Origin of the sequence: Arthrobacter sp. Soil782, assembly GCF_001428435.1 — a bacterium.
Classification (GTDB): domain Bacteria; phylum Actinomycetota; class Actinomycetes; order Actinomycetales; family Micrococcaceae; genus Arthrobacter_D; species Arthrobacter_D parietis.
The window spans coordinates 66,279-80,065 of record NZ_LMSO01000011.1 but is presented as its reverse complement, the minus strand read 5'-3'; the positions used below and the strand labels follow the sequence as shown (position 1 = coordinate 80,065).

Sequence of the window (13,787 nt, the reverse complement as noted above, 5' to 3'; positions counted from 1 at the left end):
CCGCCTCCGTAACGAAATGAAAGGCCGCCCCTTCGCGACCCCCTTACTGTGGAAGCCTAACGCCGTTGATGGAAAACTTCATTTCGTTGGAGGTTGGCCTAGAAGAGCCGCGCCGCCGTTGTTCAATCGGTGCATCAACCAGTGAGGCGATCGCCTGGCGAAGTGGTGAGGCCGCAGCCGCTTCGCGCAGAGTCGAACCCTTGAGAAGGGCGTCATCGGCAGCCTCGAAGTCAGCGGGTAGGAAAGTTGAAATAGGAACGGACGGACCAAAGCGTTCCCATGCCTCGCGAAGCTGGCGCTCGGGCGAACGGCCCACCGACGCTGCCCGTACTTTGTTGAACACGACGCGTGGCGTCAGTGTGGGCACCACTTCATCCAGCTCGGTCAACGCCCGCACAAGGCGGGGAACCCCAACCGAATCAGCGGATCCGATTGCATACACCTCGTCCGCCAACTCAAGGCACCGCAGCGTCGCCCCGTTCCGGCGCGGGGCCAGGGTGTCGAAGCTCAATTCTTCATCCGCTTCGAGACCGAACGCACAGTCAATTACTATGAAAGTGAACATCGAACGCGCAAGTGCCAGGACAAGGCCAAGCGCGGACGGTCTCACTTCCGCCCATCTATCAGCGCGGGTGACGCCGGTCAGGACGAAGAGTGGGTGCCCGTCGAGCGCCACTTTGGTGCAGATTCGCTCCAGCGCCGCTACATTGAGGACGCCCTGATCTGCAAGGCGACAGGCTTGGGCGATGCCCGCTGACTCATCCAGCAGTCCGAGGAACGCGGCAACGCTCGCGCCGTAGGTGTCGGCGTCGACGAGCAGGACGCGGGAACCTGTCGCAGCTAATTCGGCTGCAACATTGACCGCTACCGTGGTGCGGCCCGGGGCACCGGTGGGGCCCCACGCAGCGAACACGATGCCGTTCCCATCTGGCTCGACTTCTTCGGACCGGGATGACGCTTGGGGCGCCAGTGCACGTGAAGTATCCGCGAACGAACCGATCAGGCTTCCCTTGCGCTGTGATTCAAGATCCGCAACGGCGGCGGCAACCTCATCTGCCAAGAGTACGGAGGGCGCAGAGGAGGCAAGATGACGTACCCCGAGCGCACGCAGCCTTTCCTTTGCGTCGTCGTCGTCGGTCAAGGCAACGACGGCCACATCAGCGGTACGCAGGCGTTCCACCAGGGAGGCCGTAAGCTCTTCTGCATCGAAGGCGATGATTGCAGCCCGCGCGATCCCCGTCTGGCAAGCCGCAATCATGTCCGCGAATTCAGCGCAGCGCCGAACCACAGTGACTGGACCGCGAAGCTGTTCCAGACCGGGCACGCAGTCGCTGGCGGAACGTCCGAGGGTTACCACTGGAATACTCACTGCGCACCTGCATTAACGACGACGGCGATCCTCGCCTCATTGGACAGCGCATCAAGGAGCGCGGGAAGAGTCTCATCAGAGACCAGCACAAAGACGCGGGCAGAAGAGGTGGCGCCCAGCGCGGAGTCCTCCTCCGCGTAGTCATAGATTTCGGCACCTTCAAGCAGCAGCTCCGGAGCGCCAAAGCCGTTGCCCTCGCCGCGTGGTGACACCCAGACGTCAACGCGGTCACCGGTGGCGGTTCCGGCGGGTAGCGGATCCTCGATGGTCAAACCTACCGGTTTACGGTCGAGCGCATCCGGCGCTCCTACGCCGGAGGCAGGAAGCAGTTCTCCCGCAGAGATAAGCCTCAAAGCAACTGCGTTCTCCGGAAGGCCTTCACTGACCATTCTGTACGAACCCGCGACCTCCCCCAACCGCACCGGCACGATGCGAAAATCCTCCTCAGTGAGCTCCGAACCAACCGGCAAATCCCCTCGCGCGGCATAGATCGCGACAGTTTTGTTTGCACTTTCGACGAGCGCGATCACGCCAACGACTGACACACACACGAGCAGTATCCCGACAAGAAGACGCGGGTCCTTCCACGACGGCTTCCGCAGACGGACCGGCGCTCCTGTGCTCGCTGGACTATCGATCTTGAGACTCACGTGTAGTTCCCCTGTTCCCCGCGCTAAACAATCGTCTACGCAACTCGTCGACGGAGTCGCGCCCGAAATAATTCTGTTGCACTGTCCGGACAAATGGAAACCAAAGAGACACATTGGCAGCAAACTGTGGATATCGAGGTCCGCGGTGCTCAGGGGTGGCAAGATGGAACAGAAGGGTTTCCTGCGTGGAACGAAGGGGAGGCGGCTTTCGTGGCACAGAAACGGTTCATGACCTTGGCCGATGTAGGCGAGGTGCTCAATATCTCGTCGTCGCAGACTTACGCGTTGGTGCGCTCTGGTGAGCTTCCGGCCATCCAGGTTGGCGGCCGTGGACAATGGCGGGTGGAGACTCAGGTACTCGAGGACTACATCGCACGCGCCTACCAGAAAACAGCGGCAAGCGTGAAGGACGGCATGCACGTGGAGCAGGAACTTTAGGGAACCTGCTCCACCGATGTTTGAGCGCGGTGCCTGCCGGGCACCGCGCTCAAACGGTCAACCCGAGGAGACCGCAGCGATTCCCGCAAAGGGAACAGCGTAGACGGCAGAAACGCTCGCCGATCGCCGCAGCTCACCGGGCAACACCGCCGCAATCTCCAGAAAATCCTTACCCACCCGGTCGATGATTCCTTCGATCCGTGGGCTTCCCTCGACCCGGTGCACGATGACGCGCGCACGGTCCCTCGCGAGAGTTCGTAGGGCGGATCCAAGCCCCAGCCCTTCCCTTACGCGCGAAGTTCCAACGGCAACATTGCGCCCCAGGCCCTCGATAAGACTGATGGCGGTGAGGGGAACTATCACTTCCGCCGGGGCTTTGCTCAGAACGAGCCACTCCGACCCAACATGGGTCAACTCACCGGCGAATTGTCCCCCGCCTGACGTCTCCACCCTGAGAACGAAACCAAGCTGACCGCGGACGCGGTCAGCGAGGGTCACTCCACCCTGCTCACGACGAACACGGTCCGCGACTTCAGCATCGCCGGCCATCCGCTCAGCAGCTTCCAGCTGTGCCTCAATATCGTCAAAAAGTGCTGCCCAGCGCATCGGACCAGCCTACGGTCGATGAAATCATCCGGCAACCAGTAGACATCTAACGCGATTCACGATAGACAAGTCCTATAAAACACATCAAACAGCCTCAAACTGCATCAAATGGAGTCCTAATGGAATCGACGTGGACGGAAACAGGATCAGCCCTTGCCATTCTGTTGCTCGGCGGCGCTTTGGCGTTCGGCGGGAAGTTGCTGGCGGACGGGCAGGAGCTATCCGCTACCGGGAGCGGTTTGACAACGGTGGTGGGCACGGGAGTCGCCATCCTTGGCGCGTTGGTCCTGGCGTGGTGGACTCTCAGCTTCTGCTTCGCCATTCTGGCGGAGTTGCTTCGCCGGCAAGGCCGTCCACGAGTAGCGCATCGGATCGGATTTCTTGCTCCGACCTTCATGCGGCGGGCGGCTTGCCTGGCTCTGGGTGTCAATCTGATCACCGTCCCGTGCGCACATGCTGGAACTGCGGTACCCCCACTGTCATCCGCCGCTGTGCAGGCTAACGCTGGGCAGGCTAACGGTGGGGAGGAGATCTCCAACCTCAACCCTCAATGGGTACCGGTTGAAGCACCACAAGTGCTTAAACCTTCCTGGCAACCAAGCGCGCAACCCACCGCTGGGGGCCTGCTGGTCAAAGACCCGCGCGACAGTGGGTCTGACCCAGGTACGGGACCGGAAGAGATGGTGGTGCAGCCAGGCGACTCGCTGTGGAGCCTGACTGCCCGGCATCTGGGTCCGGCGGCATCGGATGCGAAAGTCGCCGAGGTCTGGCCGCAATGGTACGCGGCAAACAGGGACGTCATCGGAGACAACCCGGAGCTGCTCCTGCCCGGACAGATACTCCATCCGCCAATCGGTGCTTCACCGGCATCGAAATGAGAAGAGGAAACCACGTGAGCGCCATCTCCCATCTGCCGACCGCCGATGTTGCGCCCCTTGCGAATGCCAGCGGCGCGCCGCGCCCTCTCCTGCTCCATGACCCAACGGCCCTTGGCCGGACAGATGAAGCGACGGTACTTTCGCTTCCGCTGCCGCCGGCCCCGATGCCGAGCCCGGAACCGGTGATCCCGGAAGAGCTCGAGACCCTGGCCAGGAAGGTCACCCGGGGTGCCCTCGAGGTCCTCGGTGGGACGAGACCACTGCAGCAGATGGCAAGGCTGCTCGACGCGCGCAGCTATGAGCGTCTTCAGCTGCGTTCCAATCTGGTTCGCAGCATCGAACAAACACGAGGATCCGCATCTGGCGGAAGAACCGGTAGCAGCGCCTCACGCCTTCATCGCAATGTCCTCATTCGAAGCGTGCGCATTTGCCCGATCACTGCCTCAATTTTCGAAGTTTCAGTTGTCGCGGCAGAGCAACAACGCGCCAGGGCAATCGCCCTGCGGATCGAGCGCTGGCGTGGCCAGTGGCGCGTCACCGAACTTCAAATCGGATGACGTCCTCCAATTTGGCACTACTGCCAAACGCCTACTTGCGGCGGCGCTTGGCAGCAGCGCGCTGTTCCGCCCGACCGCCCTTAGCGGAATCATCATCAGCCTCGCTGCGCCGCCTTTCGACCCGGGTCTCCACCCCACCCTGGGCGTTGGGTGATGTGAACGCCAGGCTGGCAGGGCGCTCAGGTTCCTCAAGACCTGCAGCCTTAATTGTCGGGGTATCCACCAGCCCGCGGCCATCTGCCACACCAGGCAGCCCCGACCGCTGTGCCGGCGCTACTTCAACCTCAAGGTTGAAGATGTAGCCGATGCTCTCCTCGCGAATGGCTTCCATCATCGCCTGGAACAGTACGAATCCCTCACGTTGGTACTCCACGAGCGGATCGCGCTGTGCCATGGCACGCAGACCGATGCCTTCCTTCAGATAATCCATCTCGTAGAGATGCTCCTGCCATTTCCTGCCAATGACGGACAGGACAACGCGGCGCTCCAACTCCCGCATGGACTTCTCGCCGAGCGACTCTTCACGCTGCTTGTAGGCGACCTTCGCATCGGAGAGAATCTCGGCGTGTAGGAAATCGCGGGTGATTTTCGACTTACTGCCGGCTTCCTCGACTACCTCGTCGATCGTGAGACTGATCGGATAGAGCGTTTTGAGGTTGGTCCAGAGGAGTTCGTAGTCCCAGTCGTCGCCGTGGCCCTGTGCGGTCGCCTCATCCACCATCGCCGTGACTACGTCTTCCAGGAAGTGCTCCACCTTCTCGTGCAGGTCATCGCCCTCCAGGATGCGCCGGCGGTCGCTGTAAATTGCCTCACGCTGCCGGTTCAGGACGTCGTCGTATTTCAGGACGTTCTTTCGCTGCTCCGCATTGCGTCCCTCCACCTGGCCCTGGGCGTTCTCAATCGCCTTGGAGACCAACTTCGATTCCAGGGCAACGTCATCAGGCATCGATGAACTGTTCATGATCCGCTCCGCAGCGCCGGAGTTGAACAAACGCATCAGATCATCGGTGAGGGAGAGATAGAAACGAGACGCTCCGGGATCGCCCTGACGACCGGAGCGGCCCCTCAGCTGGTTGTCGATACGCCGCGATTCGTGCCGTTCCGTTCCGAGCACATAGAGCCCCCCGAGATCCCGGACTTCCTCCTGCTCTGCCTCCACCGCGTCTTTGGCCGCGGCGAGAGCGTTAGGCCATTCAGCCTCGTATTCCTCAGGGTTCTCCGCCGGATGCAGGCCCTTTTTCTCGAGAGCGGCCACCGCGTTGAACTCGGCATTACCACCGAGCATGATGTCCGTACCGCGACCGGCCATATTGGTTGCCACCGTCACCGCAGCCTTGCGGCCCGCCTGCGCGACGATCGAGGCCTCACGGGCATGGTTTTTCGCGTTCAATACCTCGTGCCGGATGCCCGCCTTAGCGAGTTGCTTGGAGAGGTACTCGCTCTTCTCAACCGACGTTGTACCCACCAACACCGGCTGTCCCTTTTCGTGCCGCTCCAGGATGTCCTTGACGACGGCATCAAACTTCGCAATCTCATTCTTGTAAATCAGGTCCGAGCGGTCCTCGCGAATCATCGGCCGGTTGGTGGGGATGGGCACAACGCCCAGCTTGTACGTTCCCATGAACTCGGCGGCTTCCGTCTCCGCAGTACCGGTCATGCCCGACAGCTTGTTGTACAGGCGGAAGTAGTTCTGCAGGGTCACCGTGGCGAGGGTCTGGTTCTCCGCCTTGATCTCAACGCCTTCTTTGGCCTCGATCGCCTGGTGCATTCCCTCGTTGTAGCGCCGACCGGCAAGCATTCGACCCGTATGCTCATCGACAATCATGACCTCGCCGTTCAAAACGACGTAGTCCTTGTCCCGCTTGAAAAGTTCCTTCGCCTTGATCGCATTGTTCAGGAAGCCGATCAGCGGCGTATTAGCTGATTCGTAGAGGTTGTGAATGCCGAGGTAGTCCTCAACCTTCTCAATGCCGCTCTCAAGAACACCGACGGTGCGCTTCTTCTCGTCAACTTCATAATCCGTATCCCGAGTGAGGCGGGTAACCACCTTGGAGAACTCGGTATACCACCGGTTCACATCACCCGATGCCTGCCCGGAAATGATCAGCGGCGTTCGGGCCTCATCGATCAGGATCGAGTCAACCTCATCGACGATAGCGAAGTTGTGTCCACGCTGGACCAGTTCGCCGGCGCTCCAGGCCATGTTGTCGCGGAGGTAGTCGAATCCGAACTCATTGTTTGTGCCATAGGTGATGTCCGATGCGTACTGTGCGCGCCGGGTAGCGGGATCCTGCTTGGACAGGATGCAGCCGCAGCTCAGTCCAAGGAAACGGAAAACCCGGCCCATTAGGTCCGACTGGTACTCGGCCAGGTAGTCGTTTGTGGTGACGATGTGGACGCCCTTGCCGGTGAGAGCGTTCAGGTAAGCCGGCGCGGTGGCGACGAGGGTCTTTCCTTCACCGGTCTTCATTTCGGCGATGTTGCCCAGATGGAGCGCAGCGCCTCCCATCAGCTGAACGTCGAAGTGACGAAGCCCCAGTGTGCGCCCGGCCGCTTCCCGCACGGCAGCGAATGCCTCGGGCAGGAGCGCCTCCAGGGTTTCCCCGTCCTCGTAGCGCTTCTTCAGCTTGTCGGTTTCCCCGCGCAATTCCTCGTCGCTGAGGGCGCGGAACTCATCTTCGAGTACGTTGATCGCGTCGGCGTAGTTGCGGAGTTGCTTCAGTGTCTTCTTATCGCCGGTACGAAGGACTCGTTCAAGAAGTGATGGCACTGGTTTTTGCTCCCAATCTAGGTACGCCGTTTCCTGGCGAATTCAGTCTACGTGAGAGACGTACCGTCCCTCGATTTAGTTCCCGCCGTATTGCCCAGCCACCTGCGTGGCCAGCTGGGCCGACAGATTGCCTCGCGGTTCCACGATCACCTCGTCGAGTCCCAGCCATCCGGCCATGAGAACGAGTTCCGCCGCCAGTTCGACGGCGGTGTCCGCGGGCATCGATGGCTCACCATGCGCCGCTCTCACCAGCAGCTGCCCCTGCGCCCGGTCCGCCTTGAGGTCCACCCGAGCAGCCATGCAGTCGCGAAGGAGGAAGGGCAGCACGTAGTAGCCATACGTCCGCTTCTGAGCAGGCGTGTAGATCTCAATGCGGTAGTGGAAGTCGAACAGCGATTCAAGCCTCCGCCGTTCAAACACTAATGAGTCGAAAGGACTCAGCAATGCCCTTCCGGTGGCAGCCCGTGGAAGAACAGATCCGGCATAGCGGTAGGCGGGTTGCTTCCACGTCGCAACTGATACTGGAATCAGTGTTCCGCGCTGCACCAGCACATGGACGGCGGTTGTCGCGGCTTTGACTGGAATACGAAAATAATCTGCCAGACATCGGGTGGTACCGATTCCCAGTGCCCGGGCTGCGCGTTCCGTCAGGTGAAGGTAGGCATCGGCAGGGGGTATGTCGAGTTTTGCAAGGGCCGGATCAGGCATCACCTTCTCTGTCAGTGCATAGCGCCGCTCGAATTGCGCGGTCCGTCCTGCGGACGAGATGAGCCCATGCTGAAAGAGGTCCTCAAGCACCCTTTTTGCTGAGCTCCAGTTCCAACCCCACTGGCCCGTTTTCTTCTGCTCGGAATGGCCGATGCGGTCTTGTACCTCGGCCGCGGTGAGTGGGCGGCTTGCGCTCAACAGCTCGAGGATGCGGTTACTGAGGAACTGCCGCACTCCAGCGGGAAGCGAGGATGCACTCGCCCATTTTCGGCTCTGGGTGCTGACGAGGTAGGGAAAGAGTTCAGGGAGGACGAGGCTCGCCTCGTGGGCCCAGTACTCCACCAGACGCCGGGGCGCACGGGATGAAAGCCGATCCAGCAGCGTGCGGTCGTAGGGTCCGAGCCGTGCGAACAGCGGCAGGTAGTGGCTGCGGGAGAGCACGTTCACGGAGTCGATCTGCAGAAGTTGCAGCTGGGCAAGGATACGGCCCACCTCCCGCGTTCCCGGGGTATTGGTGGGCCGTTCCCGTGCCAGTCCCTGCGCCTCCAGCGCGATCCGACGTGCCTGGAGGAGAGTCAGGGAGGAGGTCATTGTTCGATCATAGATTCCCGCTCAGACGCTAAGCGGTTGCCGACTCACGTGAACGGTAAGCGACAAGTTCCTCATGCGGGTCTTCCGGCCCGTCCGCGCACTTCGAATCGAGTGTGATCACTCCGTAGGTCCACCCCTGACGACGATAGACGACCGAAGGCGCCCCTGTCTGTGAGTCAACGAAAAGATAGAAAGCGTGCCCGACAAGTTCCATATTGTCGACGGCATCATCAAGGCTCATCGGAACTCCCGAGAAGACCTTGCGGCGAATCAGTACCGGCGAATCGCCAGCGGGGATGTCGCTGTCAACCTCGTACCCGGTCTGATCAGCTGCTTGCGCTGGATCGCTGCCCGTGTGGTTGGAAGAAGCCGCGTAGATCGGTTGTTCCGTGCTGGCGGGTTCAAGGGTGGCAGTCGCTTCCCGGACTGCGACGGGTGTGTGCCTTCCATGGTGCACCTTGCGCCGGTCCCTGGCCCTGCGCAGTCTCTCCAGCAGCTTGCTGTAGGCCAGATCGAAGGCTGCGAACTTGTCCGCTGCCGACGCCTCGGCCCTGATCACAGGACCCTTCTGCATCACGGTGAGCTCCACGGTGAGTGCGCTGTCTGCCTGGCGCGCGTTCGGCTCCTTCGTTACCTTCGCGTCCAGCCTCTGGACCTTGTCCCCTAGTTGTTCGATTTTGTCGATCTTCTCTTCCGCATATTCCCGGAACCGGTCAGAAACAGCGAGGTTTCGTCCGTTGATCATGAATTCCATAGTGCCCTCCAAAATCGCTCAGGTGACACAACAGCGGCCGAGGATCCGCTCCTTCCAGCCGCTGTCGATGGGTAACTGTCTTCGTTGTGATACCCATACTTCACGGTAGTTCACCCGTTGTTTGAATTCACCCCTACCCGCCGGTTTTTTTCGGCGGGTTCGCTGGGAGGTACCTTCGGGACCGCTGGGAGGACCGCCGTCGTTGTTGCATCCATACCGCTCGGGGCCGGCGTGGCCGCGATGACGACGGCGCCTGCCACCACCGCGCCGGAGGCGCGCAGGACGCGCACTGTTTCGGCGATGGTGGCTCCCGTTGTCAGAACATCGTCCACAACGATGCAGGGACGGCCGATTCCGACGTTCCGCGTTGCCGGCGCAGCTTCCATACTGCCGAGGAGGTTTTGTCGCCGGCCCCGTTTGCCGAGGGCCTTCTGTGACAGGCCGCCTGAGATCCGCGTCCACAGTAGTGCCGGTCGAATACTGATGCGTACCGCGGGAGCGATGGCGGTTCCTGCAGGCAACTCGCGGCGCCTGGACAGTGCATCAAGCAGCAGGGTCAGCGGATCATAACCGCGACGCCGGATCGACGCTGCGCGCGCTGGAACCGGGACCAGCAGCACTTCCGGCGAATCAGGGCAAAGCGTCCATCTGGCCTCGTGCAGCGCTCCGGCGAGGGCCGCCTGCAGCCACCGGGCAATGTCGGTGTGACCGTGATTCTTGAAAGCGAGCAGGACTGCGGACACAGCTTCGGCGTACGGCCCGGCCGCAATGACCGGAAGCGGTGAGAAGTCCTCCGCTCCGCCCGCTGCAACCGCCGTCTGCGCGCCTTCGGATTCGGGCAGGCCCTCCGCGCCCTGGTCAGCCCGAAAAGGCCGCACGGTTGCGCGTCGCAGAAACGCTGCGCAATCGGGACAGAGAGAGCTGTCAGGGCGCTCGCAGACCACGCACTCCGTCGGAAAGATCAGGGACCAGAACTCCCGCAACGCACCCACAACACTGTTCCAACCGGGATGCAGCCTCATTCGGTCAAGGCTGCGCGCAATATCTTCTCGCCACATTGCTACACCGTGCCATGGACCAAGCGGTCAGGTTGCTTTATGAGACGGGCCTGTGGATAACGCAATGAAAAGGGCGATCAGCCTGCGAACGACGGGTCCCGCGCTACGACGCCCTGGTCTGTCCAGGCATTACCGACGACGCCGAAGATACTGGTGCCGCTTTGAGCGAACACGTTGGTGCTTCCTGTGCCCGCGCTCAGGTGTTCGAGCCCTTCGAGCGGAGAGTACTCATCGATGTTGGCTGCAAAAGGAATCAAGGTGGCGGTCACCGCCCCCTCGCTGGCGGTATCAGCGACGACGACGGAAGTTTCCGTTACCCATTTCGCTGTGTCTATGGCTCCGGTGGGGTTGAGGGAGATGGGATCGCTCAACGCCTGGGGCACTCCGTCCTCACTCCTGCTCACACCGGACAACAGCAATTGGCTCTTACCCGATTGCTGCGCCACAATGAGCGCCCTCGCGCCGTCGCGCGAGATGCGGATCTCGCTGATCGTGCGGTTACCCAGCCAAGCGGTGAGAACCTCGATGGCGTTGCCGGCACTTCCACCCGGCGGAACGGCGCGGACATAGGACCGCCCTCCCGCGGTGCCGGCCGTCCAGATCCAGTTGGCAGGATCATAGCTGGGGTGGGTGAGGTTTGACCCGGTAACGACCGTCCGGACATTCTGCCCGAGGCCGGTCGCCATGAGTTCCGTCCGGTCACCGTTGAGAAAGGCGAAATTCCTCGTGTCATAGGACATGGCGGGATCAACCGGGTCGAACTCCGAGACGGAGGGGACGCCGTCCTCCGTCGTGAGCTGACCGCCCTGGAAGAAGGCAAGCTCGTTATCGCTGATCACTATCTGTTGGCTCGGCACAGCCGGGTCCTGCTTGGGAAGAACCAGATCTGGATCAATATCGATGTCGATGGGTTGCCCTGCCCTGAGTTCCACCGAATTGACTGTATTAAGGCCGGTGAGGGTGACCCTCAACTGCTGTTCCATCTGTTGACGCCGCAGATTGTCGGCAGCCGTCAGGATGTCCTGGGTGAAGTCGATGGTTGCGGTGCCGGATTCAATCGGCACCGATTCCACAGCCAGTGCTGCGTTTTCGGGGAATGCGCTGGTCACTGCGCCTTGCAGATACGGCGCCGGTCCGTCGATGAGCGACTGCACAATATTGGTGGCAATACCCTGGCGGTTCACGAACCACCGGACATCGGGAACCCAATACTGGTAACTACTGCTGTAGAAGTACAGCTCATGCGGTTGCAGGAAGGCCTCGGCGTCCGCGGCGGAAATCATGATCCCGCTCGGTATCTCCGCGACTCGCCACTGACCCTGAACCTGTTCCAATTGGACGGTGATCGATTCCGTGGTTCCCGCTGCCACGTTGCGACGGATACCCGATTCATCGATATAGGCGGCTACCTCGAGCTGAAGCTGCAGTTCACCTTCGGTCGGCGTAGAACTGATCTTGAAGTCCGACCGGTAAATGGTAATTTCCTCTTCGGGCTCCCATGTCTCTGCCAGAGCCGGAGTGAGAAAAGACCGCGCCACACTGTAGTTGTCGGAGACGCCGATACCGGCAAAAAGAAAACCGTCGAGTATTTCAGCAGCGCTTGCGCCCTCTCGGGGCGGTGGCGGATCGTTGACGAAGCGAGGACCCAACTCATCCTCCGCCGTAGCCTCGATTGTGCCGATCGGCCCTGCTTTGGGGATGGACGAACACGCACTGAGCAGCGAGATGAGCAGGATCAGTATGCTGACTCGCTGCAAGCGGGGCCACGCGTTCATTGCTCGCTCCCGCCCGCGCCATGAAGGGTAGGAACGGCGTCCGGTGTCGTCGGAGATGCCGCCGGACCTCGTGGGAGCGCAGCCTGCCGCGGGGGTAGTGGCAATGGCGAAACCTTCAGCACCGAGTCCCGCCGCTTGGGCAGGGTAAGACGGAAGCAGGAGCCCTCCCCCGGAGATCCCCAGGCCTGAAGCCAGGCACCGTGCAGCCGCGCATCCTCAGTTGCGATCGACAGCCCCAGACCGCTTCCGCCCGTAGTGCGGGCCCGTGCGGGGTCCGCACGCCAGAAGCGGTCGAACACCCGCGCAGCGTCGAGCGGAGTCATGCCGATTCCGTGGTCCCTTACTGCCACTGCCACGGCATCCGGGTTCGATGCTATGTAGATATTGATGGGCTTCCCTTCGCCATGTTCGAGGGCGTTGACAACGAGGTTGCGCAAGATGCGGTCGATGCGTCGAGGGTCCGCGTCTACGACGCACTTCGTTTCATTCGAGATCACAGTGATCTCGGACTTATGGCTTTCGGCGAGCGGGCGTGCTCCGTCAATGACGTGGTGGACGAGCTGGAAGATATCGGTGGCCTCCGCGTCCAGCACAGCCACCCCCGCGTCGAAGCGTGAAACTTCAAGGAGGTCGGCGAGCAGCGATTGGAAGCGTTCCACCTGGTTGTACAGGATTTCGGCCGAGCGCCGGTTGACCGGATCAAAGTCCTCCCGCGCCTCGTGGAGGACCTCGGCGGCCATGCGAACGGTGGTCAAGGGAGTCCGTAGCTCATGCGATACATCCGACACAAACCGCTGCTGCATCTGGGAGAGCTGGGCCAGCTGGGTGATCTGGTCCTGCAGGCTGGCTGCCATGTGATTGAAGGAGGCTCCAAGCCGGGCTACTTCATCCTCACCTTGGGTCTCCATGCGCTCCTGCAGCTGACCCGCTGCCAGCTTCTCGGATACCAGCGCAGCGTGGCTGACCGGCCCGACCACGCTTCTGGTGACGAGCCAGACGATCGCGCCGATGGTTACCAGCAAGAGGGTTCCACCGATCCACGTGACCCCGTGGATGTAATCAAGGGTGGCCTGCATGGAGGAGAGGTCGTAAATCAAATACAGCGAGTATTCCGTCTGATCCGGAGGAAGAGTGACCTTGGTTCCGAAAGCGATACCCGGCACGTCGAACTCGGTGCCCGAGGCGGACGTCGCAAGCGTGATCGGCGACCAGTATTGGGCGTCACCGTTTTGGACCGCTTCCGCGAGCTCTTCAGGGATAGCGGAGGACTCCACGAGATTCGAACTTGCGAACGGCGAAACGAAGATAGGGCCTTCCTGATTGGGAACGCTCTTGAGCGAATACTGCCGGGGAGCGTCAGCGCCACCGCCCTCCAGGCTGGGGAGCGTGTCGCGGACGAGCTGCGCGGTCGACTCACGGTCAGTGACCGAGGTTTGTGCGAAAATCTGCTTGACCTCGCTCAGGCCGGCGCTTGCCTCAGCCTTGAACTGCTCCAACCTCTCCTGGTAGAGGCCGTTCGCAATCTGGCTGGAGAGGAATGCTCCAACGGCCACAAGCGCGACGGCGGTGAGCACCAGGGTGGAGGTCACGGTCCTGAACAGCAGTGACTGCCGCCAGCGCCTTGCGGTTTGCG

At 61.4% G+C, this 13,787-nt stretch carries 12 protein-coding genes; 3 read left to right on the top strand and 9 right to left on the bottom strand.

Annotated elements, in window-relative coordinates:
• Window positions 1-43: 43 nt before the first annotated feature.
• Both ASH00_RS14590 and ASH00_RS14585 read right to left on the bottom strand, forming a co-directional pair.
• Window positions 44-1,369, bottom strand: coding sequence for an AAA family ATPase (locus tag ASH00_RS14590; protein ID WP_056549742.1), 1,326 nt, complete (start codon window positions 1,367-1,369; stop codon window positions 44-46).
• Window positions 1,366-2,019: an SAF domain-containing protein gene (locus tag ASH00_RS14585; protein WP_235563333.1), complete on the bottom strand. Its 654-nt coding sequence runs from the start codon at window positions 2,017-2,019 to the stop codon at window positions 1,366-1,368. Before ASH00_RS14585 ends, ASH00_RS14590 begins: the two co-directional genes overlap by 4 nt.
• A 210-nt stretch (window positions 2,020-2,229) precedes the next feature.
• Here ASH00_RS14585 and ASH00_RS16900 point away from each other — a divergent pair, with 210 nt between their 5' ends.
• Window positions 2,230-2,457 carry a helix-turn-helix domain-containing protein gene (locus ASH00_RS16900; protein ID WP_235563332.1) on the top strand — a complete coding sequence of 76 codons (228 nt, stop codon included), beginning with the start codon at window positions 2,230-2,232 and terminating at the stop codon, window positions 2,455-2,457.
• A 57-nt stretch (window positions 2,458-2,514) separates the two neighbouring features.
• On the opposite strand, the gene ASH00_RS14575 is transcribed toward ASH00_RS16900, so the two are convergent.
• Window positions 2,515-3,063: a hypothetical protein gene (locus ASH00_RS14575; protein ID WP_056549740.1), complete on the bottom strand. Its 549-nt coding sequence runs from the start codon at window positions 3,061-3,063 to the stop codon at window positions 2,515-2,517.
• A 119-nt stretch (window positions 3,064-3,182) separates the two neighbouring features.
• On the opposite strand from ASH00_RS14575, the gene ASH00_RS14570 reads away from it, so the two are divergent.
• Together ASH00_RS14570 and ASH00_RS17070 are read left to right on the top strand one after the other, a co-directional pair.
• Entirely contained in the window at window positions 3,183-3,941 is a 759-nt protein-coding gene (locus tag ASH00_RS14570; RefSeq protein ID WP_056549738.1) for a LysM peptidoglycan-binding domain-containing protein, read from the top strand.
• A gap of 14 nt (window positions 3,942-3,955) precedes the next feature.
• Window positions 3,956-4,498: an Rv3235 family protein gene (locus tag ASH00_RS17070; RefSeq protein ID WP_056549736.1), complete on the top strand. Its 543-nt coding sequence runs from the start codon at window positions 3,956-3,958 to the stop codon at window positions 4,496-4,498.
• Window positions 4,499-4,529: 31 nt separating this feature from the next.
• Here ASH00_RS17070 and secA read toward each other — a convergent pair whose 3' ends face one another.
• The 6 genes from secA to mtrB form a co-directional block, all read right to left on the bottom strand.
• Window positions 4,530-7,268 (bottom strand): preprotein translocase subunit SecA, encoded by a 2,739-nt coding sequence (gene secA, locus ASH00_RS14560; RefSeq protein ID WP_056549733.1) that lies wholly within the window; start codon window positions 7,266-7,268, stop codon window positions 4,530-4,532.
• A 75-nt stretch (window positions 7,269-7,343) separates the two neighbouring features.
• A complete protein-coding gene (locus ASH00_RS14555) occupies window positions 7,344-8,567 on the bottom strand; it encodes a winged helix-turn-helix domain-containing protein (protein WP_056549731.1) in 1,224 nt (407 codons plus the stop codon).
• Between the two features lie 28 nt (window positions 8,568-8,595).
• Window positions 8,596-9,321, bottom strand: coding sequence for a ribosome hibernation-promoting factor, HPF/YfiA family (gene hpf, locus ASH00_RS14550; RefSeq protein ID WP_056549729.1), 726 nt, complete (start codon window positions 9,319-9,321; stop codon window positions 8,596-8,598).
• 110 nt (window positions 9,322-9,431) lie between these two features.
• Entirely contained in the window at window positions 9,432-10,343 is a 912-nt protein-coding gene (locus ASH00_RS14545) for a ComF family protein (protein ID WP_162252863.1), read from the bottom strand.
• A gap of 113 nt (window positions 10,344-10,456) precedes the next feature.
• Window positions 10,457-12,154: an LpqB family beta-propeller domain-containing protein gene (locus ASH00_RS14540; RefSeq protein ID WP_056549725.1), complete on the bottom strand. Its 1,698-nt coding sequence runs from the start codon at window positions 12,152-12,154 to the stop codon at window positions 10,457-10,459.
• Window positions 12,151-13,743 (bottom strand): MtrAB system histidine kinase MtrB, encoded by a 1,593-nt coding sequence (mtrB, locus tag ASH00_RS14535; RefSeq protein ID WP_327019704.1) that lies wholly within the window; start codon window positions 13,741-13,743, stop codon window positions 12,151-12,153. Before mtrB ends, ASH00_RS14540 begins: the two co-directional genes overlap by 4 nt.
• Window positions 13,744-13,787 lie beyond the last annotated feature (44 nt).